The organism is Roseibium sp. FZY0029 (assembly GCF_036350355.1).
Taxonomy (GTDB): Bacteria; Pseudomonadota; Alphaproteobacteria; order Rhizobiales; family Stappiaceae; genus Roseibium.
Genome location: NZ_JAZDVZ010000001.1, coordinates 380780 through 403447 on the forward strand (window position 1 = coordinate 380780; position 22668 = coordinate 403447).

Genomic DNA, 22668 nt, shown 5'->3' on the forward strand with positions numbered 1-22668 from the left:
CGATTCTGCGCATTCATGCATAAACAGGCAATATTTCCTGGAGATGTCAATGCAAACGGATGCCAGTCCCGACGAGCGCAGAAAATTCATACTGGAGACACTCGGCCGCAAAGGCCGGCTGACAACTGGAGACCTGGCTACGGCCTTCGGGATATCGGAGGATTCTGCCCGGCGCGATTTCAGAGAACTGGCAGCCGAAGGTCTCATCCAGCGCGTCCATGGTGCCGCGTTACCGGTTTCACCGGCGGAGCAACCGTTCGCAAACCGCTACAAGATATCCGCGTCCCCCAAAGCACGACTGGCGAAAGAAGCTGCGTCGATGATCAGCTCAGGCCACGTGGTTCTGTTCGATGGCGGTACGACCAATCTTGCCATAGCCAACAAGATCCCGAAGTCGCTTCCGTTCACTGCCATCACCAACAGCCCGCAGACAGCGACGGCCCTGGTAGATCACCCGCATGCCGAAATTGTCCTGCTGGGCGGCGTGTTTGACAAAAGAAGCCAGATGACCGTCGGGGCAAGTGTTCTGGACGCTATCGAACATATCAATGCAGACATCTGCTTCTTCGGCATTCATGGCATTGACCCAACAGCAGGTCTGACAACAGCGCATTATGACGAGGCGGCTCTAAAGCGGGCGATGATCGCAGCCTCGTCGGAAACAATAGCGGTGGCAACTGCCGACAAGATCGGCACCGCCGCCGCTTATCGGATCGGACCGGCCGGGCTTCTCAACACGCTGATTGCCGAAAAAGAGCTCGATCCTAAAATCCTGAGGACGCTGTCAGAGAGCGGCGTCACTGTCCGGCTCGCCTGATGCCATCTGCCAGTCTTCCAGAAACTGCGCCATCTCCTCGTTGCCACATCCTGTAATGGCGCGCTGATCGAGCAAGCTGCCGGCTTCAAGCAGCAGTCGCGCGCAGACGATGTGATCCGCTTCTTTACGCTTGGGGGAAAATTCCGAACCGTGAATGACGGTGTCGAGGGCATCGCCGCCAAAGAGGTTCTTGCGGGTGAGGTCCGGCCCAAGCGAGAGGAAATAGGCGAGTTCGTCCGCAAGGCCGTTCCAGCCTGCCAAATGTAGCGGCGGCAACCCCATTTCGTCGGGCTCATCCGGGTCCAGACCGGCGACAATCAGCGCCTTCATGTGGTCCAGCTTGCCGGGAAGGATGGCAAGCCGCGTCAGCAGGCTTTTGTCTTCCTTGCCCAAGCGCGCAACGTCCAACCTTCCCGGGTCCGACATCCCTTTCGCGCAGGCCGACAGCACCTGTTCGTTCGAGGTCAGCGCTTGCGCATGCCCACGCTTAGCCAGGAAGGCCGCGACGGGCAGGTTGCCGTAAATCAGTGCCATGGCATAGGCGGTGTGCCCCTCCCATTCCGTGTCCGGATCGGCGCCGTGAGCAAGCAACAGCTCGGCAATCTTTTCGGAACACCCTCGCCGGGCAGCCTGATGAAGCGCTGGAATGGAGTTCATCGGCTGGCCGCTCGGGTGATCCGCCACGGTGACATTCGGATCGGCTCCGGCTTCCAGAAGCAGCCGGACCTTCGTCACGTCGCCGAAATCGAGCGCACGCGGCAAGGCGTTGGTCCCGTCAGGCCTTGCCCCGTGTTTCAACAGTAGGTCAAGCGCACGGGAATCTCCAAGCTCGGTGGCGTGGTAGAGGCTTTCGTTGTCGTTGGGATCGGCCCCACGCTCCAGCATCCAGCGGCCCAGCTCGAAATTATCCGCATGGCACAAGGCGCCGTAGAGTGCGGACAACAGATGCGTGTCCCCTGGCTGCTCCGGATAACCGTCATTCACATCCGCCCCGTTGCCCACAAGTAGTTCGGCAATGGCAAGCATCTGCGGGGCGAGTTCCGGCCGCCGGTGAATGTTCTTCGAAAACGCCAGATGCAGGATCGGTGCGCGCACGCCGACTTGACGTATGGCAGCTCCGGCGTCGGTTTCCAGGGCGGAGCGGACGGCCTCCAGATCATACAGGGCGATCTGAAGTCCGAGATTGTCGTCCTCTAGCGTTGGGTCATCGGCAAGCAGTTTTTCCGTAACCCAATGCTGGCCGAAATAAAGCGCCTGTGTCAGCCGCTGCGCGCGTTCAGCCCGGCTCATGGATGCCGTTTCCAGGGCGAATTTCAGCTTCGGCCAGCTTTCGTGACCTGCCTCGCGAGCAATCACGTGCAGAAAATCCGCATGGCGCGGCGGCCTTGCCATGTCCACATGTGCGGCAAGCCGTGCGACGGCCTCTGCCTCGCCGCTGTAAAACGCCTTTTTCAGACGGCGAGCGGATTTGCGGAAATGATCGAGGGAATGGGAAGACGCAAGTCCTGCGGACATGGCTTTTCTCCTGAGTTGAAAGCCCGGGCGATCCGCTGGTGTCGGGCGCAGGTGAAAAACCGGCAAATATCCTTAGTCGTCAGGGTGCTTTCGCTTTCCGCGGATCCGCTTGCCGCCCTCATCGGCGACATCAGACTGCATGAGGGAAAAGCAGATTTCAACCCCGAGGCTCAATCGGAACCATGCTCGCGTTCATACCGTTCACGGGCGCTGGAAACAGCCGCTTCATTCTCGATCGCCCAGCTTGTCAGCGCCTTCAGCGGCACCAGAAGCGTCCGGCCGAGCGGAGTCAGGGAATAGTCGACCCGCGGTGGAATGGTGGGCGTCACAACGCGATTGACCAGCCCGTCCTTCTCAAGCTCCCGCAAGGTCGCGGTCAGGGATTTCTGGGTCACGCCGCCAATGGAGCGTTTGAGATCGGTAAACCGCTGCGGCTCGGCTTCAAGATGGGCGACCACGAGGCTGCACCATTTGCTGCAGACCGTCTGCAACAGCCTGCGCACCGGAGCGCAGCGCGGGTCGTCGTGATGCGGCAATTGCTCACGCGGAAGGTCTTCGACGGATTTTGCCAGGGGTTTCATCAAGGATACCTCGGTTTCCAAAAAGTGCCGTCTTGCGGCTCGCTGCGTCATACCTCATTTCATACCAGTATCCAACGTATACCGAGGTATCGCCTGGATACTCCTCCCAAGATTTTGTTTCTCAAGGAATTCAACATGTCGCTGAAATTGAAGGTCATCTCCGGGTCCACGCGCCCCGGACGGGTCGGGCCCACCATTGCAAAATGGGCGGCCAGCGCCGCTGAGGCGCATGGCGGCTTCGAGGTGGAATACATCGACCTCGCCGACATCAACCTGCCGCTTCTGGACGAGCCGGCACATCCGGCCGCCCAGCAATACACCCATGAGCACACCAAGCGCTGGAGCAGCATCGTTGCCGATGCCGACGCGTTCTTGTTCCTGACCCCGGAATATGATTCCTTCGCACCGGCTTCGCTCGTGAACGCGATTCAGGTGCTGTACCGCGAATGGAATTACAAGCCGGCCGGCATCATCAGCTACGGCGGCATTTCCGGTGGCCTGCGGGCGTCCCAGACGCTGCGCGATCTGCTCGCCAACGTCAGCGTGGTGGCTCTGCCGCAGGTGGTTCCGGTTCCCTTCTTCCCGGAATTCATCAGCGACGAAGGGGTCTTTACGCCGAACGAAAAGATGACCGAAGGCACCACGCTGATGCTGAGTGAGCTCACCAAGTGGGCAAACGCGCTGAAACCCATGCGTGCTTAATACAAAAGGCCGCCGGATACCTAGCCGGCGGCCCTCAATCGTTTCGTCCGTTGTGACGCTCCCGGCCTTAGGTCTTCACCGGGCCCATATCGCAAGGGGGTTCGCTGTCGTCGGGCACGAAAAAGTCCGGGGCCAATGCCAGACTTGGGTCCACCCGGTATTTGTCGAAATCGGTCATGCCGCGGCTGGCCAGAAAGGTGTCATCGATGACGAACTGTCCGGTGAACTCTTTCGACGGCGTGGTGAAGATCTCATAAGCCGCATCGGCCAGAATGTCCGGCGTCCGGCTCTGCTGCATCATCTTGTCGCCACCGATGATGTTCTTGATCGCCGCTGTTGCGATGGTCGTGCGCGGCCACAGGGCATTGACCGCAATTCCTTTTGAGCGAAGCTCGCCAGCCAGACCCAACACCACCAGGCTCATGCCGTATTTGGCAATCGAGTAGGGTGTGAAGGGTGCAAACCATTTTTCCTGCATGTCCAGCGGCGGAGACAGCATCAGGATATGCGGATTTTCGGACTGTTTCAGATGCTCAATGGCATGTTTGGAACAGGCCAGCGTGCCACGTGTGTTGATCTGGTGCATCAGGTCGAACCGCTTCATGTCGGTCTGTTGCAGCGGCGTCAACTGGATAGCGCTGGCGTTGTTCACGAGAATGTCGAGACCGCCGAAATGTGCCGCCGTCTTGTCGATGGCCTCCTTGACCGCTTCGTCGTCACGCACATCCAGCAGCACCGGCAGAGCCTTGCCGCCGGCTGCCTCGATCTCCTCGGCAGCGGTAAAGATCGTGCCTTCCAGTTTCGGATGGGGCTCCGCCGTCTTGGCGGCGACGGCGATGTTGGCTCCGTCGCGCGCGGCCCGCAGCGCAATCGCCTTGCCGATCCCGCGTGACGCACCGGTGATGAAAAGTGTCTTGCCCTTCAGGGACATGGTGGTTCCTCCATCTGTCGCCTTCCGGCGACGACCTTGCGGTCTAGAAATTTCTCGTTCCGACCAGGCGTGGGTCAGGCCTTCTTTTTCGTCATGAAGGCCTGGAACGCAGCTATGGTTTCCGGGGCGCCCAGCCGGCTGGCAAAGATCCTGATTTCCTCTTCAACGCGTTCGGAAAGCCGAGCTGTGTCCCCGCGCAGAAGTTTTCTGGAAAGCGCCATTGCCTCCGGCGGCTTCGCAGCGATTTCCTTTGCGCAGGCCAGGGCTGCCGCGTCGACATCCCCTTCCACCACTTCGTTCACAAGCCCGGCCTGCTCGGCTTTTTCAGCCGAAAAGGCGTTGCCAAGGCACAGCAGTTCAAAGGCCCGGGCCGGCCCCATGATCAGCGGTCCGAGCAGGCTTGATCCGGCTTCCGGAACAAGCCCCAGATCAACGAAGGGCGAGCGGATGAGGGCGCGCGGGCTGGCAAAAACCATGTCGCAATGCATCAACAAGGTGGTGCCGACACCGATGGCGATGCCATCGATGGAAGCGACCAGAGGCTTCTCGTTGCGAACCAGAGCCCTCAGGAAGCGAACGACCGGCGTCTCACCAAGCCTGGTCTTGTCGGCATATTGCAGAAAGTCGCCAATATCGTTGCCGGCGGTAAAAACCTCCGGCAGACCGCAGATCAGATGACAGCGGATATCCGTGTCCGTGTTGCCGGCCTCCAGAGCTTCTGCGAGATCGGTGTACATCTGCCCGGTCAGAGCGTTCTTCTTTTCCGGCCGGTCCAGACGCAAGGTCTGGACGCCGTCTTCAAGGGACTTGCGGATCATCATCTACTCCGTCAGGCGGTTCAGGACGCCATGGCTTCAGCGTCGAACGCCTGAATGGCTTCGGCAGACAGAAGAATATCCGACTTCAAACCGGCGGTTTCCCCCATCGTGGTTTCGCAGAAGCTGCGGGCGAGCAGCGTGCGTTCGGACAGCCGCTGTGCCGGTTCGCCTGAAGAGGCAAGCGCGCCCCTGGCAAGCAACACGCCCCCCAGGGTCAGCCCAGCGAGCCGCAGATATGGCGTTGCACCAGCCAGCGCATCGCCGATCCGACCCTCCGCCTGGGCGCTCAGCATGAAGCCGGTTGCCTCTTCAAGGTCCCGGATGCTGGCCGAGAGCCGGTCCGCCGTTGCCCCGAACTCGGGCCGGTTGGAGGCCGCAACCTCGTCGGCCACCGTCTGCAGTTCCGCGATGAAGCCCTTGATGTGCTCGCCACCGGACAGCGGCAGCTTGCGCATGACCAGATCGATGGACTGGATGCCGTTGGTGCCTTCATAAATCGGGGCGATCCGGGCATCGCGCAGATGCTGCGCCGCGCCCGTTTCCTCGATGAAGCCCATGCCGCCATGGATCTGTATGCCGAGCGAGGCGACCTCGACGCCAAAATCCGTCGGCAGGGCCTTGGCAATGGGCGTCAGCAGGCTGGCGCGTTCGCTCCAGAAGGTCTTGCCGGCCTCGTCCTCGGCCACCTTCGACATGTCGATGGCGTGGGCGCAGGCGTAGCAGATGGCGCGGGCGACCTGTGTGCGGGTCTTCATGCCCAGAAGCATGCGTTTGATGTCCGGATGGCGGGCAATCGGGCTCATGCCCTCGCCGGTGTCGCCGGGCGCACGGCCCTGCTTGCGCTCCAGCGCATAGGCGAGCGCATGCTGATAGGCGCGCTCGGCCACACCCAGCCCCTGAATGCCGACTGCCAGACGGGCGTTGTTCATCATCGTGAACATGCAGGCCAGGCCGCGATTTTCCTCACCGACCAGCCAACCGATGGCACCACCTTCGTCGCCATAGACCATGGTGCAGGTGGGCGAGCCGTGAATGCCCATCTTGTGCTCCACACCGGCCACCTTCACGTCGTTGCGCTCGCCCAGAGAGCCGTCGTCGTTGACCAGGAACTTCGGCACCAGAAACAGCGATATGCCCTTGGTGCCGGCAGGGGCATCCGGAAGGCGTGCCAGCACCATGTGAATGATGTTGTCGGTGAGATCGTGGTCACCATAGGTGATGAAGATCTTCTGGCCGAAGATGCGGTAGGTGCCATCATCCCGGCGCTCGGCCTTTGCCTTCAGCGCGTTCAGGTCCGAACCGGCTTGCGGCTCGGTCAGGTTCATGGTGCCCATCCATTCGCCGGAGACCAGTTTCTCCAGGTATTTTGCCTTGAGTTCGTCCGAGGCGTGTTTTTCCATCGCCTCGATGGCACCGATGGTCAGGGTTGGGCCAATCGCGAAGGCCATTGACCCGGAGTTCCACATTTCCAGTGCAGCCGCGGACATCATCACCGGCAGGCCCTGGCCTCCGGACGCCGGATCGGCTGTCAGGCTGTTCCAGCCACCCTCGATCCAGGCATGATAGGCCTCGCGCCATCCCGGAGGCGTGGACACCTTGCCATCGGAGAGCGGGGTGCCGTGCTTGTCGGCAACGGCATTGAGAGGCGCGATTTCCTCGGCGGCGAACCGGCCAGCCTCAGTCAGGATGGCATCGACAAGATCGTCACCGAGTTCGGCGTGACGGGCACTCTTTTGCAGGTCGGACAGACCGCAGACGTGTTTCAGAGTGAAGGCAATCTCATCGACGGGTGCGCGATACATTCAAGTCCTCCCAAAACCAGTTGGCTTTTGATTCATTCCGCCGGATGACGGTTTTCGCTGTTCCGAGCTTGACGGCGGCAAGGCTACTCCGCAAAAGGCAATATCGACAGCGGTTTGAAAGGACAATAGACCCGTTGACGTTAACGTCAACCCGTATCGCAGCGGCAGGTCATCGTCTTTTTGGTCAATTGCGGAAGCGAGATGTCCGGTCGGTCTGGTTCCCGCCAGACAGGCCTGCAACACCGTCACCGGAACGAAAAATCTTCGCGTATCCAGGTTGCCCGCAAACGCCTGATACGTCAGCGAGTGAGGCACATGCGGACTTGGACGCTCGACATCGCGGAAGCCGACTGGCAGGCAGCGCCTGAAGCAGATGCCGTATGCGCGGCCCTGATGGCGGGTGAGCTGGTGGCGGTGCCGACCGAAACCGTCTACGGCCTTGCCGCCGATGCCACAAACGGCACAGCCTGCGCAAAGATATTCGGAGCCAAGGGGCGGCCGCAGTTCAACCCGCTCATCTCACACGTCCAGACACTGGACGTTGCTCTGGAGCATGGCGTTTTCGACGAACGTGCGCTGGCCCTTGCCGAGGCCTTCTGGCCCGGCCCCCTGACGCTGGTCGTACCCAAGCGCGCAGCGTCCCCGATTTCCGATCTGGCAACCGCCGGCCTGCAGACCGTCGCCCTTCGGGTTCCGGTTGGTCCGGTGATGCGCTTCCTGGCTGAAAAGACCGGCAGGCCAATTGCCGCGCCAAGCGCAAACCGGTCAGGCAAGATCAGCCCGACGCGGGCGGAAGATGTCGTTGCAGATCTCGGCCCTTCGCTCAGCTTCGTCATCGACGCGGGTGCTTGTGCCGTCGGTATCGAATCCACCATCGTCGGCCTGGTTGACGGAACGCCGCGCCTGCTGCGGCCGGGCGGTCTTGCTCGTGAGGATATCGAACGTGTGCTCGGACAGCCTCTTGAAGGTGCCAGCCCGGACATGCGGCCAGATGCCCCGGCAGCACCGGGAATGCTGACCTCACATTATGCGCCCGATGCGGCCATGCTGCTGAACGCAAGCGAGGTGAGTGCCGGCGACGGGCTGCTCTCTTTCGGCTCCAATCGTCTGCCTGGGGCAGAACTTGCAAAGGCAGAATTCAACCTGAGCCCGACAGGCGACCTTGCAGAAGCCGCCGCCAATCTGTTTCGCGCCATGCGAATTCTCGATGCCCAGGGTGTCAGCATTATCAAGGTGCAGTTTATCCCCAGCTTTGGACTAGGCGAAGCGATCAACGACAGGCTGCGCCGCGCAGCCGCCCCGCGCGACTGACCCCAGCCAGCCCCTTGCCTTCGATTGAGCCGGCTAAATTCAAGAGCTGAGCTTTTGACGCATTCTTCAGCACCAAAACAAAAGGCCTTAAAAAACAGCAACTCGGAAGCAGGTGCTAAATTTCAAGCTGAATCCGGATCACCTTAAGTTAATAGAAAAGATCAACAAGTTTCCACCTTCGCGGGAAAGCAAACCTTGCTGCCAAATCTCGCCTTTGGTTAAGCAATTCATACAATATCCGGTGATATAAGAACCTCTACTGCAAACTTATCAACACCATGCCCCAAATGGATTACGGTAAAAAGCTCGCGTTCCCTTACTGGAATCGCGTAGTTTAAGAATCAGAATTGAGATGCAGCGGACCTCCCCTCGGGCATTGCGGTGCTCGCACCTCGGTAAGGGCCGGCACGTTAGCCGGCCCGTTTTTTTGCCCTTTCCTTGACCCGACCCAAACCTGACCGGCCGTACGGCCAGCAACCGAAGCGATTGGCCAAACGATTGGTATGGCGACTGCTAGTCTGCTTCATGGTTTGCACGCAGGGGTCGAGCAGGCTTTGGACTTTTCCAGGATCATCATTCGACACGTGGACACGGCAGGGTTGATGCGTCCCTCGCCGAACGTCCGACATTTCAGCTCAGCTAGCCCGCTCCCGGTTTTCCGCCGCTCACCTGATTTGCCGCAGCAGTTAGTCCAATGCGGGAATTGACAGTCTGTTCTGCAACCGCTCTGATGCAGAGGCTACAAAAGATAACAATCGACCTTCCGGAAACGTCCCTTTGTCTACGCTGCTTCTGCATCATTCGTCCTATCTCGATCACCTGACACCCGTGGGGCATCCGGAGCGACCGGACCGGATCCGGGCGATCGACAGGATATTGGAACACGAAAAATTCCAGTCCGTTGAGCGCGATCTCGCGCCCATGGGCACTGTTGAAGATATCGCCCGCGCGCACCCGATGAGCTACGTCGACCAGATCCACCGGCTGGCTCCGGCAGAAGGCACGGCTCGGGTCGATGCCGACACCACCATGTCGCCAGGCACCTGGGAAGCCGCGCTGCGCGGTGTTGGCGGCGCTTGCCGTGCTGTCGACGAGGTCCTGACGAAGAGGGTCAACAACGCCTTTTCCGCTTCCCGCCCTCCCGGCCACCATGCGGAAAAAGACCGTGCCATGGGCTTCTGCTTCTTCAACAACGCGGCGGTTGCCGCGCGTTATGCGCAGGCGAAGTTCGGTCTGGAACGGGTGGCCATTGTCGATTTCGACGTTCACCACGGCAACGGCACCCAGGACATCTTCTGGGACGATCCGACGGTGATGTATTGCTCCACGCACCAGATGCCGCTTTACCCGGGCTCGGGAGCTGCGTCGGAGACCGGAGAAGCCAACACAATCGTGAATGCACCACTGGCTCCGGGCGAAGACGGAACCGGCTTCAAGGAAGCCTTCGAGGTGCTGCTCCTGCCGCGTCTCAATCATTTCGCACCGGAACTGGTGATCATTTCCGCAGGGTTCGACGCGCACATGCGCGACCCGCTGGGCGGGCTCAACCTTGTCGAAGCGGACTTTGCCTGGGCGACACGGGCACTGATGGACGTCGCGGACGCCCACAGCGATGGCCATCTGATCTCGGTTCTTGAAGGCGGATATGATCTTGAAGGTCTGGCACGATCGGTCGCTGCACACGTCATGACCCTCATGACCGGTTAGGGCGAAAAGCACGGGGATGACCGGGAGAAGGCCGAAATCAAACCTTGACCTTCGGCCCGCAGACCGCAAGTTTCCCTCAAGACCAGACGCCATTCAGACAAACGGGATCCTACCGATGACCGATGCCGCCAACGACATTGCCGGCCTTTCCTTCGAAGAAGCGCTGAAGCAGCTCGAAACCATTGTGCGGGAACTCGAGCAGGGCAACGTGCCGCTGGAGCGGAGCATCGACATGTATGAACGCGGCGACGCGCTGCGCAAACATTGCGACACGCTGCTGAAATCCGCGGAAGCCAAGGTCGAGAAGATCCAGCTTGGCCAGAACGGTGAAGCCAGCGGCACCGAAGCGCTCGATCCGCAATAAGCCGGCCACGTGAACCAACGGGCCTCCTACCGCTTTCGAACCGTTTGACCGCGTGCTTGATCGTGACGCCGTTCTTTGGAAGCCAATTCAAGAGACGAAAGCGGCGTCTTATGCCTCCATCAAATATCCGTGCGCCGGGTGAGGTCTTGACCTGCGACGATGTCAATCCGACACTTTGCACCACTCGATATCGTAATTGCGCGCATTTTCGCCAAAACCTGCACGTTTTCTGCCAAACTGCCCTTTAAGTCGTTTCTATTAAATGTGAGCGTTTCCATCACAGGAATCAGGGAGCCAATTTGGCACATACCCCCTGCCCGATTTGCGCCCTATATCCGGTTGGTGTATGCCTGCCCGCCATGTTTCAAATCGTGGAGCTATCTCCAGAGTGACTTCCAAGCCCGATACCCCTCTTCTTGACCAGGTAAAGTCCCCGGCCGATCTGCGCCAGCTTGATGAAAGCGATCTCAAGCAACTTGCCGACGAGTTGCGCGCGGAAACAATCGATGCCGTATCGATTACAGGCGGTCACCTGGGCGCAGGGCTTGGAGTCGTCGAGCTGACGGTCGCATTGCACTATGTCTTCAATACGCCCGACGACAAGCTCATCTGGGACGTTGGCCACCAGTGCTATCCGCACAAGATCCTGACGGAGCGCCGCGACCGAATCCGGACCCTTCGCCAGGGCGATGGCCTGTCGGGCTTCACAAAACGCGCCGAGAGCGCCTTTGACCCGTTTGGTGCGGCGCATTCCTCAACCTCGATTTCGGCAGGTCTCGGCATGGCCGCCGGCCGCGATCTCAAGGGCGGCAACAACAACGTCATCGCCGTGATCGGTGATGGCGCCATGTCAGCCGGCATGGCTTATGAGGCGATGAACAACGCCGGCCACCTCGGGTCGCGTCTCATCGTCATCCTGAACGACAACGACATGTCCATCGCACCGCCGGTGGGTGCCATGTCCGCCTATCTGGCCAAGCTCGTTTCCGGCCCGACCTACCAGACCTTTCGCGATGCCGCCAAGAACCTGGTCAAGAACCTGCCCAAGCCGGTTTTCGAGAAGGCAGCCCGCGCCGAGGAATACGCCCGCGGTTTCTGGACAGGGGGAACGCTGTTCGAGGAACTCGGGTTCTACTACGTCGGCCCGGTGGACGGTCACAACCTCGAACACCTCCTGCCGGTCCTGAAGAACGTCCGCGACACGCACCACGGCCCGATCCTGATCCATGCGGTCACGCAGAAGGGCAAGGGGTACGCGCCCGCGGAAGGCGCGAAGGACAAATATCACGGCGTTGCCAAGTTCGATGTCGTTACCGGCAAGCAGGCCAAGCCGAAGGCAAACGCGCCCAGCTATACCAACGTTTTTGCAACGTCGCTGATCAAGGAAGCGGAAACGGACGACCGGGTGGTCGCCATTACCGCAGCGATGCCGGACGGAACCGGCCTTGATCTGTTCGGCGAAGCCTATCCGAAACGTACCTTCGACGTCGGCATCGCCGAACAGCATGCGGTAACCTTTGCCGCAGGCCTTGCGACCGAAGGCTTCAAGCCGTTTTGCGCGATCTACTCCACCTTCCTGCAGCGGGCCTATGACCAGGTCGTCCACGACGTGGCTATCCAGGGCCTTCCGGTGCGCTTTCCGATAGACCGTGCAGGTCTCGTTGGCGCAGATGGTCCGACCCACGCAGGTGCCTTCGACACCGCGTTCCTGACCTGCCTTCCCGGGTTTGTCGTCATGGCCGCGTCTGACGAAGTGGAACTGCGCCACATGGTGGCAACTGCCGTTGCCTATGACGAAGGCCCGATCTCGTTCCGTTACCCGCGCGGCGAAGGCGTCGGTCTCGACATGCCGGAACGCGGCAGCGTGCTTGAAATCGGCAAGGGCGTCATCCGCAGGGAAGGCACGAAAGTCGCCCTCCTGAACTTTGGCGGCCGCATGAGCGAATGCCTCAAGGCTGCGGACGAGCTGGATGCTGCCGGTCTTTCAACGACTGTCGCCGACGCCCGTTTCGCCAAACCTCTCGACATGGACATGATCCGCCGCCTCGCCCGCGAGCATGAGGTTCTCGTCATGATCGAGGAAGGGTCGGCCGGCGGCTTCGGAAGCCACGTCCTGACCCGGCTTGCGGAGGAAGGCCTCCTGGACAACGGGTTGAAAGTTCGTGCTCTCGCTTTGCCGGATGCCTATCTCGACCACGACAAGCCGGATGCGATGTATGCCCGGGCCGGTCTCAACAGCGACGGCATTTTGAAGACTGTCTTCACCGCACTCGGCACGGCCTCAGTCAGCGCGCCGCAACGCGCCTGACCGGGCATCAGCCCTCCGGGTGCGGCTGATCACCTGCGACGGAGAACAAAGTCGACTGGGGAGCGGGTTTCGATCCTGATTGACACAGGCTTCCATACCTGAAAAGGCTGGACGAAAGAAACGGACGCGTCGGATCAAACCGGCGCTTTTGTTTTATTTCTAGAGCACGATACTGCCGCAACGCTCGTGACCGGGCTGCGGCGATCCATCGTCAGGATGCAGCCATGGCTCAGACCCTTCTTTCCGTCTCCGCTCTCTTGTTGTCGGTCGCCCTGCTCATATTCGGGCACGGCCTGCAGACAACACTGCTGCCCCTGGCCGCCGAACGGTTTTACTTCACCGACTTCGAAATCGGTCTGGTGTCCTCGGCCTATTTCTTCGGCATGGTGATCGGCTGCCTCGGCGCCCCTCTCGTGATCATGCGTGCCGGGCACATCCGGGCCTTTGCCGCGCTTGTGTCGCTGATGTCGGCAGCAGCCATCCTGCATCCGGTGCTTATCGATCCCTATGCCTGGATGATCATCCGCATGATCTCCGGCTTCAGCCTTGCCGGCTTCTACATGATCGTCGAAAGCTGGCTGAACGAAAGCGCCTCGAACGAGAACCGCGGCACGGTGATGTCGTTTTACATCGTCATCCTGTTCGGTGCCCTGATGCTGGGGCAGATCTCCATCGCGTCGATGAACATTGCCGATTTCATCCCCTTCGCGATTGCCTCGGTGATGGTTTCCCTGGCCGTGATGCCCGTTTCGCTGACCACATCGACCCAGCCTGCACCGATCACGCTGGTACGTTTCCAGCCGGTGAAACTCTATAAGAACTCCCCTGCCGCCTTCATCGGCGTGCTTTTCATCGGCAGTTCGCAAGGGGCACTGCTTACGCTCTCGTCTCTCTATGGGTCGCAGATTGGTCTTTCCACCAAGGAAGCGGCCTTTTACGCGGCGGCCATTGTCGGCGGCGGGCTCATCGCGCAGTGGCCAGTGGGCCGGCTCTCCGACCGCATCGACCGTCGTCTCGTCATCGCCGGTCTAGGCATCGCAACGGCAGCCGTTTCAACGGCAATCGTCTTCTTTTCACCGCAGGATTTCATGATCGCGATGTTGAGTGCGGTGGCCATTGGCATGGTCGTGCAGCCGCTGTATGCAATCGCGGTTGCCCACGCTTTCGACCATGCGGCATCGGAAGATTTCGTCGCAACTTCCTCCGGCATGCTGCTGTCGTTTGGTATCGGCTCGATCATCGGACCGCTGGCCGCTTCCATGATCATGAGCCACACCGGCCCGTCCGGTCTCTACATCATGATCATCGCGGCGAATATTCTGATGGTGATCTTCATCCTTGCCCGTGTCCTGACCCGCGAAGCACCGACCGGCGAAGAAAAGACAGACTTCGAATACGCATCCACCGCACAGGTCGGTTCGGTTATCTCGGCCGAGCCCCTGGATGCGGCTGCGGAAGAATACGTCATCGCGCCCGAGGATTTCCCGGCTTACGAAGACGACATCTACAATTTCGAAGCCTCCACCGAGGCCGACACGACCGCCGAGGATGCTGTCACTTCCGACGAACCTGCCGCAACCGACGACGCAGCTGGCAAAACACCGCCGACGGCCTGATGCCTTTCCGCAGCACGTGGCTCGGCCTTCGGTCCTCGCGCCTGCGCGGTTTCGCCTCTCGACACGGCGGTACAACCGGCTTATAGCCGCTGGTATGAAAGCGCGCGTCACAAAGTTGCAACAGCTGCGGCAGGAGCGCCACCCTCTGGTGGCGCTTGTGGGCCTTGCCTTTGCGATGCGGCTTGTGCTTCTGGTCCTTGCCAGTGCGTTGTCGCCGGACGCGGCGGTTGCTGCGGGTCTCACCAGCCTTTGCCAGCCCTCCGGGCAGGAACAGAGCCTGCCGGGGCCGCACAATCCGCTGACCTGTCAATGCGGCCCGGTCTGTGCCCATGGCTGCGCAATCGCGCCCTGCCTTGCGAGCGCTGTCCCGCATTTGAACGAACCGCTCGCAAGCACCGGAAAACCGGATTTGCCGGCAAGGCAAGCGGCGGCCCTGGCTCTGGCTCAGCGGTCCAGTCCCATCAGGGCGCCTCCTTCCTCGGCCTGAAAAACGTCAAACGTGTCAGACCTAAAGGAATAGCATTATGAAAATCTGGAAAACCGTTGCGGCTGCCGCCGCCCTTTCGCTTGTGTCCCTGTCCGCTCTCGCACATGACTACAAGGTTGGCGAGCTGACGCTCAATCATCCCTGGACCCGCGCAACCCCGCCAAAAGCCAAGGCTGGTGGTGGCTTTGTCGAAATCATCAACAACGGCACCGACGCAGACCGCCTCGTCGGGGCAAGTTCCGATGTTGCCGCCAAAGTGGAAATTCACGAGATGGCGGTGACCGACGGCGTGATGAAAATGCGCAAGATGGAAAACGGCGTCGAGATTCCGGCCGGTGAAACGGTTGCGCTTCAGCCGGGTGGCTACCACGTCATGTTCATGGGTCTCAACCAACCTTTCGAAGAAGGCACCAGCATTCCGGTTGTCCTGACCTTTGAAAAAGCCGGCGATGTTGCCGTCGAAATGGCTGTCTCCAAGATGGGCGCCAAGACCCCCGATGGCGGTGCGGAGCATGGCGCCATGGACCACAGCAAGATGGATCACGGCAAGAACTGAGCCCCGTCTGTGGGCGTTGCTTCGGTCTCGATAAAACGCCCACACCCATTTTCAAAGTGTCAGAGCCCCTCCCTGCCTCGCAACATGTGCCGGGGGCTCTGATCAGGATAGGACAAAACCGATGTCTGGTTTGAAACTCTTCCGGTACGTGGCCTGGGCGGCTGTTGCCGTGCTTGCGATCGTTTCCGGAGTGCTGGTCTATCAGCAGACGGCTGGCAACAAGAACACCGGCGGCCTGATCGAACCGCTTGCGGCAATCGGCGGCCCGTTCGAGCTTATCAACGGCAGCGGCGAAACGGTGACCGACAAGACCTTTTCGACGAAGCCGACCGTTATGTTCTTCGGCTTCACCTTCTGCCCGGATGTCTGCCCGACGACACTTTCCGAGCTTCAGGGCTGGATGGCGGAACTCGGACCGGATGCCGACAAGCTCAACTATGCGTTCGTGACTGTGGATCCGGAGCGCGACACACCCGAAGTCATGCGCGACTACGTGTGGGCGTTCGACAAACGCATCGTCCCGCTGACCGGCACGCGAGAGCAGATCGATCCCATGCTGAAGGCATACCGGGTCTATTCCAAGAAGGTGCCTCTTGACGATGGCGACTATACGATGGACCATTCCGCTGCCATCTATCTCATGAGTGCGGACAACAAGTTCGTCGGCACGATTGCTTATGGTGAGGCGGAGGAAAACGCCCTGAAGAAGCTGCGCAGGCTCATCGACAACGCGCCGGCCTCTTCCTGAGGCAACATCTGGAGCAAGCCGGACACGATGCGGATGCCACTGTTCATGGGACTGACCGCCGGCGCAACGGGGCTCGTCGCGCTTTCGGCGTTTCTGTGGCTCTATGCCGGTGAGCGGGTTTATGCCGACCGCCTGATCTCGGCAATCGCCGGCTGCTTCTGAATTTCACATGTCCAAACAACGCCTCGACCAGCATCTCGTCGATACGGGTGTCTTCCCCTCCCGCGCACGGGCTCGCGACGCGATCCTGCGCGGGACGGTCAGCGTCGATGGTCTTCCCTGCACCAAACCGGCGCAAAAAACCTCGGCTGATGCCCGCATCACCGTTGAAGATCCGGCCTCCGGGTATGTCAGCCGGGCCGCCCTTAAGCTGATAGAAGGCCTCGACCGGTTTGGCGTCGATCCGGCAGGCAGGATCTGCCTCGACATTGGCGCTTCCACCGGCGGGTTTACCCAGGTCCTGCTGGAACGCGGCGCCGACAAGGTTCACGCCATCGACGTCGGCCACGGCCAATTGCATGAGAGCCTGACAACGCATCCGAAGGTAGCCGCGCGCGACGGTCTCAATGCCCGGGACCTGAGCCTTGAGGATCTTGGCGGAGATGCCCCGGCCCTGCTCGTCTCCGATGTCAGCTTCATCTCGCTCAAGCTTGCCCTGCCGCCTGCCCTTGCCCTCGCGGCGCCTGGCGCGGAAGGCGTCTTCCTGGTGAAGCCTCAATTCGAAGCGGGGAAGGACAATATCGGCAAGGGCGGCCTGGTCGATCCGGAGATTGCCGAAGACACCGCGAAATCCCTGCAAGTGTGGCTGGGCACCATGGCGGGCTGGCAGGCGGGTGACCTCGTTCCCTCCCCGGTCAAAGGCGGCGATGGCAATGCGGAGTGGCTGCTTTACGGAAAGAAAGCGGGTTGAGGGCCACGGCTCTCCCCTGTCCCTTGTCTGCATCCTGAGAAAGCGCGAAGCGCTGTCAAAAGAATGGTGCTGAGAGCCCGCTTCATGATCAAGGCTTGCTCAATCCCCATCTTGGCGCTATCGCTCGCCCATGAGCGAGAGAGAGATTGAAATCACCACGCTCGGCCACCGCGGTGACGGTGTTGCCGAGACGGAGACCGGGCCAGTCTATGTGGCAGAAGCCCTGCCGGGCGAAACCGTCCGGGCCAATGTGGTGGACGGACGCGCGCAAAATCCGGTGATCGTCACAAAGTCCCCGGACCGGATCGAACCGGTATGCCGCCATTACCACGCCTGCGGCGGCTGCTCGGTTCAGCATCTTGCAGAAGATCCGTATCTGGCCTGGAAGCGCGGGCTTGTCGAAAAGGCCCTGCGTGATCGCGGCATCGAGACCGACGTCTCCAGCACGATTGCGGCAACCGCGGGCGGACGCCGCCGGGCCGTGCTGACGGCCACCCGCGCTGGGCGCCACACCTTGCTCGGCTATCATGAAAAGGCCAGCCACCGGCTGGTCGATATCGCCGAATGCCCAGTGCTTGACCCTGTCATCGTTGAAGCGCTGCCCGGCCTCAAGTCGCTGGCTGCGGAAGTGCTGCCGAAAAAAGGCGAGCTTCGCCTGACCGTGCTGGTGACCACCACCGGTCTGGATGTCGCGCTCGACAAGGCCGACAAAGGATATGAACGCAAGATCCCGGCCCTGTCGCAAAAGGTCGTCGATCAGAATCTCTCCAGGCTTTCCGTCAACGGCGAAGTCATTCTGGAGCTGCGCCCGCCCCTGCTCGACATGGGTGGCATCGGCATTGTCGCCGCGCCCGGAGGCTTTGCCCAGGCGACGCTGGCGGCGGAACACGCTCTGTCCAAGCTGGTTCTGGACGGTGTCGGCAAGGCCAAGACCATTGCCGATCTCTTTTCCGGTGTCGGCACATTCGCACTCAGGCTTGGCCGGCAAGCCAATGTGCATGCCGTGGAAGGCGATGCTGCGGCACTGGCCGCCTTCGACAAGGCCCTGCGCAAACCGCAAGGGCTGAAGAAAATCACCTTCGAACGGCGTGACCTGTCGCGCAGGCCACTGGTGAAGGACGAACTGGAACCTTTCGACGCCGTTGTGTTCGATCCGCCGCGCGCTGGCGCCCAGGCCCAGGCGGAACAGCTGGCCCTTTCCAAGGTCAAGACGATTGTTGCCGTCTCCTGCAATCCGGCGACGCTTGCCCGGGATCTGCGGATCCTGCTCGACGGCGGATATGTGCTGCAAAGCGTCACACCCGTGGACCAGTTCCACTATTCGCCCCATATTGAGGCAGTGGCGGTGTTGACCAGGCCTTGATCAGGGAGTGAGCCATGAGTGCGGCGGATGAGGAATTCGGATCTGTCAGAGGATCCCGCAACCTACCGCCGCTGCTGAGCCTTGCCCGGCGAACCCGCTATGCGCTTTACCAGGGCAGCCGGGTCGCGCTTTACACCCTTCATTCCGAAGCCATGCGGCGGATGAACCGGGATCTCCAGAAAGAGCTTCCCGAAACGCCGAAGGTGGTGCCGACCGGTCCGGTGCCGAGCCAGAGACGCATGCTGTCGGACATCGTCAAGCTGTTTGCGGACGATTTGAAGGCCGTCGAGGACGGTCTTTATCCGCTGCCGACCGATGGAACCATGACGCCGGGCGAGTTGATCGCGACCAGCCGCGCCTTCTTCAAGGACGTGCCGGAGGTCGCGCGCCGGCGTGCGAGCGGTTCGCACCAGGAAGTGAATTCGACTGAGGGCTTTGCGGCGGCCCTGCCCCGCTATTACAGGCAGAACTTTCATTTTCAGACCGATGGCTGGTTGTCGGAGGAAAGCGCCCGGCTCTACGACTTCCAGGTGGATGTGCTCTTTTCAGGGGCCACCGCCGCGATGCGGCGCAGAGCCCTTGTGCCGTTTGCCCGCATCTTGCGCCGCAAGGACCAGCGCCGCGTTTCCTATCTGGACATCGCCTGTGGCACCGGCGGTCTCTTGCGGCCTGCCCTGTCCGCTTTCCCGCGCCTCAAGGGCACCGGGCTCGATCTGTCGGAACCTTATCTGAACGTTGCCCGTGAGCGTCTGCCGTCCCGCCGTGCGGGCTATGTCTGCGGTCTTGCCGAAACATTACCCTTTGCGGACAATTCTCTGGATGTTGTTTCCTGCGTCTTCCTGTTTCACGAACTGCCGCCGAAGATCCGCAGGCAAGTCATGGCTGAAGTGGCCCGCGTTCTGAAACCCGGCGGCTCGTTTCTCTTTGTCGACAGTCTGCAAACCGGAGACGTGCCGGAATATGACGGACTGCTGTCGGTCTTTCCGCAGCTTTTCCACGAGCCTTATTTTACGTCTTATCTCAGCGAAGATCTGACAGGGCTTGCCAAGGCGGCAGGGCTAGAACAACGCTGGATGGTTCCGGCCTTTGTCTCCCGCGTCGCCGAGTTTGTAAAAAGCGACTGATCTTTCAGTATCACTGAAATTTTTTACATCTTCTCTTGAGACTGAAAATATTCGGGCGTATATCCAACGTCATGAGATTGGATCTATGGCTCTTGCAGACCGGGGAAAGCCGCAGCGCCTTTGCGCGCCGCGCCAACCTCTCGCCTGCCTCCGTTACGGCTCTTTGCAACGATCCCAATGTCTGGGTCTCGCGGGATATGGCCCGCAAGATCGCCATTGCAACCAATGGCGCCGTAACCCCCAACGACTTTCTCGGACTGTCTACAACCAAGGAGCATCCCGTGTCCCAGGCCCGTGTCGCAGAAGCAATCCGCGCATTCGAACGTGGAGAAATGGTGGTCGTGACTGACGACGATGACCGCGAGAACGAAGGCGATCTGATTGTCGCTGCGGCCAAGGTCACGCCCGAACAGATGGCCTTCATGGTGCGTCACACCTCCGGCATCATCTGCGCCCCCATGACGGTTGCCCATGCACGCCGCCTGCGGCTTGACCCGATGGTTGCCGAAAACGATGCTCCGCTCGCAACGGCCTTCACCATTTCCGTCGACTACCGCCAGGGATTGACCACCGGCATATCGGCCGAGGAACGCTGCTCCACCGTACGCGCGCTGGCAAACCCGAATGTCGGCGCCGATGATTTCGTCCGCCCCGGGCACATCTTCCCGCTTGTGGCCAAGGAAGGCGGCGTCATGATCCGCTCCGGCCACACGGAAGCTGCCGTCGACCTGTGCCGTCTTGCCGGCCTGGAACAGGTCGGTGTCATCAGCGAGCTGGTCAATGATGACGGCACCGTGAAGCGCGGCCAGCAGGTGGCCGAATTCGCCGCGGAGCACGAGCTGAAGATGGTTTCCGTGTCCGACCTGATCGCCTGGCGCCAGCGCACCGAGAAGCTGGTGGAGCGGGTCAATGAACAGCCCGTCGAGACGGTTTTCGGCCCGGCGTATGCAACCACCTATTCCACGCCCTACGACCCGATGCACCATCTGGCCATCGTCTATGGCGACATTCTGGACGGCCGCAGCGTGCCGGTGCGCCTGCAACTGGAGTCCGTACTGGACGACGTCTTCGGTGACGCCCAGCCGCTTGACCAGATCATGAAACATTTTGCGGATCGCGGACGGGGCATTATCGTCTATCTGCGGGAAGGCTCGGTCGGCGTTGCCCGTCAGTCGAAGCGGCCAAGATCGGATTTTGAAGCCGCCGATACCGAGGAACACAGCTCCGCACAAGCTAGACAGGAACAATGGCGTGAGGTCGGACTTGGTGCACAGATCCTGAAGGACCTGGGCGTCAGTTCCATTCGCCTGCTGGCTTCTCGTGAGCGTCATTACGTTGGGCTGGAAGGGTTTGACATCAAGATTGACGAAACAGAGATCCTCGACACCTGAGGATCCTTCGGAAGGGGCCTTTCATGGCGGCGAAGAAAGAGGCAGTCAAACAAGAGGAAAACGCAAAGCTGGCTCCGGTGCCCTTCACTGTCGGTTTTAACCGCAGTCAGAGCGAGAGCCTCGTCTACGGCAGCCTCATCCTCGGTATTCTGTTCGCAGTGATCGGCGCCGTCGGCGGCCTTCCCCTGCTGGCTCTCGCCTCCCTCGCCCCATTTGGAATCGCCTATTGGCACTACCCGATGGTCGAAAAAGGCAAGCCTCAGCTCGGCGCCAATGAGGAAGGGCTCTATGTGGAGCGCATCGGCTTCATCGACTGGGCCGCGATCCGGATGACCGACGTCAAGCGGACGTCGGTCCGCAACATCGAGCTGGTTCGGCTCGACGTTCTTCTGACCCGGTCACTCGATGACGCCGTGACCAAGGCTCAGACCTTTCCGGTCTGGAAGAAGTTCATGATGCGCAACTGGAAGCGCACCCCGCGCGAACACGGCCGGGAACTGCTCGCTATCAACCTTCACACGCTCGCCGCCGATCCGGAAGAAATCCTGAGCCGCATTCGGGCCTTCAAGTTCGTCTGATCCGCCGCCCAAGACAGCCATCGGACCAGACATTTTCAGAAGTTCCCGAAAAAACGGCCGGTCACCGTCGTCCCGCCCAGGAAAACCCGAACGGGATGATCGCTCAAAGGCAGAACCCGGCTGCCTTACATCAGGTTTTCCTTGAAGAACTCGATCGTTCTTTCTTCCGCGAGCTTTGCTGCTGCTTCGTCGTAACGCGGTGTCGTGTCGTTGTGGAAGCCGTGGTTCACGCCCGGATACATATGGGCCACATAGGTCTTGCCGTTGGACTTGAGGGCTTCCTCATAGGCCGGCCAGCCGGCATTGATGCGCTCGTCCAGCTCGGCATATTGCAACATCAGGGGCGCTTCGATCTTGGAGACATCCGCGGGATTCGGCTGACGGCCGTAGAACGGCACACCGGCGGCAAGCTCCGGATAGGCAACCGCGATTGCGTTGACCACACCACCGCCATAGCAGAAGCCGACAGCGCCCACCTTGCCAGTGCTGTCGTCGCTTTTAAGCAGATACTCAAAACCGGCGAAGAAGTCGTTCATCAGCTTGGTGCCGTCGACCGTGCGCTGCAGCTCGCGGCCCTGATCGTCATTTCCGGGATATCCGCCGACGGAGGTCAGGCCGTCGGGCGCCAGTGCCATGAAACCGGCCTTGCCGAGACGGCGGGCAACATCCTCGATATAGGGGTTGAGGCCCCGGTTTTCGTGCACCACCAGCACCGCCGGCAATTTGCCGGTCGCGCCCGCCGGCTTCACCAGATAGCCGTTGACCTCACCATGGCCGTTGGGCGAGGGATACGTGATGCGTTCGGTGACGATACCGGGATCATCGGGAGCAACCTGCTGGGCAAGCGCATAGTTGGGCGACAGTTGGTCCAGCAGCATCGCGGCGGTCAGTCCACCAACCGCGAATTTGGCAGCGCCGTTCATGAACTCGCGCTTGGTGATTTTTCCATGCGCGTAAAAATCATAAAGATCGAGCAGTTCCTGAGGAAAATCCTTTGCCGTCATGCGGCGTACAGGCGTCATTTCGTTCATGTCATCAC

At 60.6% G+C, this 22668-nt stretch carries 21 protein-coding genes; 15 read left to right on the forward strand and 6 right to left on the reverse strand.

Features of this window, described 5'->3' with window-relative positions:
- Positions 1–49: 49 nt before the first annotated feature.
- A complete protein-coding gene (locus V1T76_RS01740) occupies positions 50–817 on the forward strand; it encodes a DeoR/GlpR family DNA-binding transcription regulator (RefSeq protein WP_330558897.1) in 768 nt (255 codons plus the stop codon).
- Here V1T76_RS01740 and V1T76_RS01745 read toward each other — a convergent pair.
- Both V1T76_RS01745 and V1T76_RS01750 read right to left on the reverse strand, forming a co-directional pair.
- A complete protein-coding gene (locus V1T76_RS01745) occupies positions 785–2332 on the reverse strand; it encodes an ankyrin repeat domain-containing protein (RefSeq protein WP_330558898.1) in 1548 nt (515 codons plus the stop codon). The two genes, V1T76_RS01740 and V1T76_RS01745, sit on opposite strands and share 33 nt — an antisense overlap.
- 170 nt (positions 2333–2502) lie before the next feature.
- Entirely contained in the window at positions 2503–2913 is a 411-nt protein-coding gene (locus V1T76_RS01750) for a winged helix-turn-helix transcriptional regulator (RefSeq protein ID WP_330558899.1), read from the reverse strand.
- Between the two features lie 135 nt (positions 2914–3048).
- Between V1T76_RS01750 and V1T76_RS01755 the strand changes: the two genes are divergently transcribed.
- A complete protein-coding gene (locus V1T76_RS01755) occupies positions 3049–3615 on the forward strand; it encodes an NADPH-dependent FMN reductase (RefSeq protein WP_330558900.1) in 567 nt (188 codons plus the stop codon).
- A 67-nt stretch (positions 3616–3682) separates the two neighbouring features.
- Here the strand turns inward: V1T76_RS01755 and V1T76_RS01760 are convergent, their stop codons facing one another.
- The 3 genes from V1T76_RS01760 to V1T76_RS01770 all read right to left on the reverse strand — a co-directional run bounded on the left by V1T76_RS01760 (position 3683) and on the right by V1T76_RS01770 (position 7166).
- Positions 3683–4546 (reverse strand): SDR family oxidoreductase, encoded by an 864-nt coding sequence (locus V1T76_RS01760; protein WP_330558901.1) that lies wholly within the window; start codon positions 4544–4546, stop codon positions 3683–3685.
- A gap of 74 nt (positions 4547–4620) precedes the next feature.
- Positions 4621–5364: a crotonase/enoyl-CoA hydratase family protein gene (locus V1T76_RS01765; RefSeq protein ID WP_330558902.1), complete on the reverse strand. Its 744-nt coding sequence runs from the start codon at positions 5362–5364 to the stop codon at positions 4621–4623.
- A 20-nt stretch (positions 5365–5384) separates the two neighbouring features.
- On the reverse strand, positions 5385–7166 hold the full coding sequence (locus tag V1T76_RS01770) for an acyl-CoA dehydrogenase (protein ID WP_330558903.1): 1782 nt from the start codon (positions 7164–7166) through the stop codon (positions 5385–5387).
- A gap of 315 nt (positions 7167–7481) precedes the next feature.
- Between V1T76_RS01770 and V1T76_RS01775 the strand changes: the two genes are divergently transcribed.
- The 13 genes from V1T76_RS01775 (at position 7482) to V1T76_RS01835 (ending at position 21629) form a co-directional block, all read left to right on the forward strand.
- Positions 7482–8477, forward strand: a complete 996-nt coding sequence (locus V1T76_RS01775) for an L-threonylcarbamoyladenylate synthase (RefSeq protein ID WP_330558904.1) — start codon at positions 7482–7484, stop codon at positions 8475–8477.
- A 777-nt stretch (positions 8478–9254) separates the two neighbouring features.
- Positions 9255–10184 (forward strand): histone deacetylase family protein, encoded by a 930-nt coding sequence (locus V1T76_RS01780; protein WP_330558905.1) that lies wholly within the window; start codon positions 9255–9257, stop codon positions 10182–10184.
- A gap of 115 nt (positions 10185–10299) precedes the next feature.
- The gene (locus tag V1T76_RS01785; protein ID WP_006933521.1) at positions 10300–10548 is read left to right on the forward strand and encodes an exodeoxyribonuclease VII small subunit; all 249 of its coding nucleotides are present in this window, start codon (positions 10300–10302) and stop codon (positions 10546–10548) included.
- Positions 10549–10894: 346 nt separating this feature from the next.
- The gene (gene dxs, locus V1T76_RS01790) at positions 10895–12856 is read left to right on the forward strand and encodes a 1-deoxy-D-xylulose-5-phosphate synthase (RefSeq protein WP_330558906.1); all 1962 of its coding nucleotides are present in this window, start codon (positions 10895–10897) and stop codon (positions 12854–12856) included.
- Positions 12857–13080: 224 nt separating this feature from the next.
- Positions 13081–14472, forward strand: coding sequence for an MFS transporter (locus V1T76_RS01795; RefSeq protein WP_330558907.1), 1392 nt, complete (start codon positions 13081–13083; stop codon positions 14470–14472).
- A gap of 148 nt (positions 14473–14620) precedes the next feature.
- The gene (locus V1T76_RS01800; RefSeq protein ID WP_330558908.1) at positions 14621–14959 is read left to right on the forward strand and encodes a hypothetical protein; all 339 of its coding nucleotides are present in this window, start codon (positions 14621–14623) and stop codon (positions 14957–14959) included.
- A 37-nt stretch (positions 14960–14996) separates the two neighbouring features.
- Positions 14997–15515, forward strand: a complete 519-nt coding sequence (locus tag V1T76_RS01805) for a copper chaperone PCu(A)C (protein ID WP_330558909.1) — start codon at positions 14997–14999, stop codon at positions 15513–15515.
- A 121-nt stretch (positions 15516–15636) separates the two neighbouring features.
- On the forward strand, positions 15637–16263 hold the full coding sequence (locus V1T76_RS01810) for an SCO family protein (RefSeq protein WP_330558910.1): 627 nt from the start codon (positions 15637–15639) through the stop codon (positions 16261–16263).
- 169 nt (positions 16264–16432) lie between these two features.
- A complete protein-coding gene (locus V1T76_RS01815; protein ID WP_330558911.1) occupies positions 16433–17173 on the forward strand; it encodes a TlyA family RNA methyltransferase in 741 nt (246 codons plus the stop codon).
- A 130-nt stretch (positions 17174–17303) separates the two neighbouring features.
- Entirely contained in the window at positions 17304–18536 is a 1233-nt protein-coding gene (locus V1T76_RS01820) for a class I SAM-dependent RNA methyltransferase (RefSeq protein ID WP_330558912.1), read from the forward strand.
- 14 nt (positions 18537–18550) lie between these two features.
- Positions 18551–19660, forward strand: a complete 1110-nt coding sequence (locus V1T76_RS01825; protein WP_330558913.1) for a class I SAM-dependent methyltransferase — start codon at positions 18551–18553, stop codon at positions 19658–19660.
- A 71-nt stretch (positions 19661–19731) separates the two neighbouring features.
- The gene (ribB, locus tag V1T76_RS01830) at positions 19732–21051 is read left to right on the forward strand and encodes a 3,4-dihydroxy-2-butanone-4-phosphate synthase (RefSeq protein ID WP_330558914.1); all 1320 of its coding nucleotides are present in this window, start codon (positions 19732–19734) and stop codon (positions 21049–21051) included.
- 23 nt (positions 21052–21074) lie between these two features.
- Positions 21075–21629, forward strand: coding sequence for a hypothetical protein (locus V1T76_RS01835; RefSeq protein ID WP_330558915.1), 555 nt, complete (start codon positions 21075–21077; stop codon positions 21627–21629).
- Between the two features lie 125 nt (positions 21630–21754).
- On the opposite strand, the gene yghX is transcribed toward V1T76_RS01835, so the two are convergent.
- Complete coding sequence (yghX, locus tag V1T76_RS01840) at positions 21755–22660, reverse strand: YghX family hydrolase (protein ID WP_330558916.1); 906 nt, start codon at positions 22658–22660, stop codon at positions 21755–21757.
- Between the last annotated feature and the right edge of the window lie 8 nt (positions 22661–22668).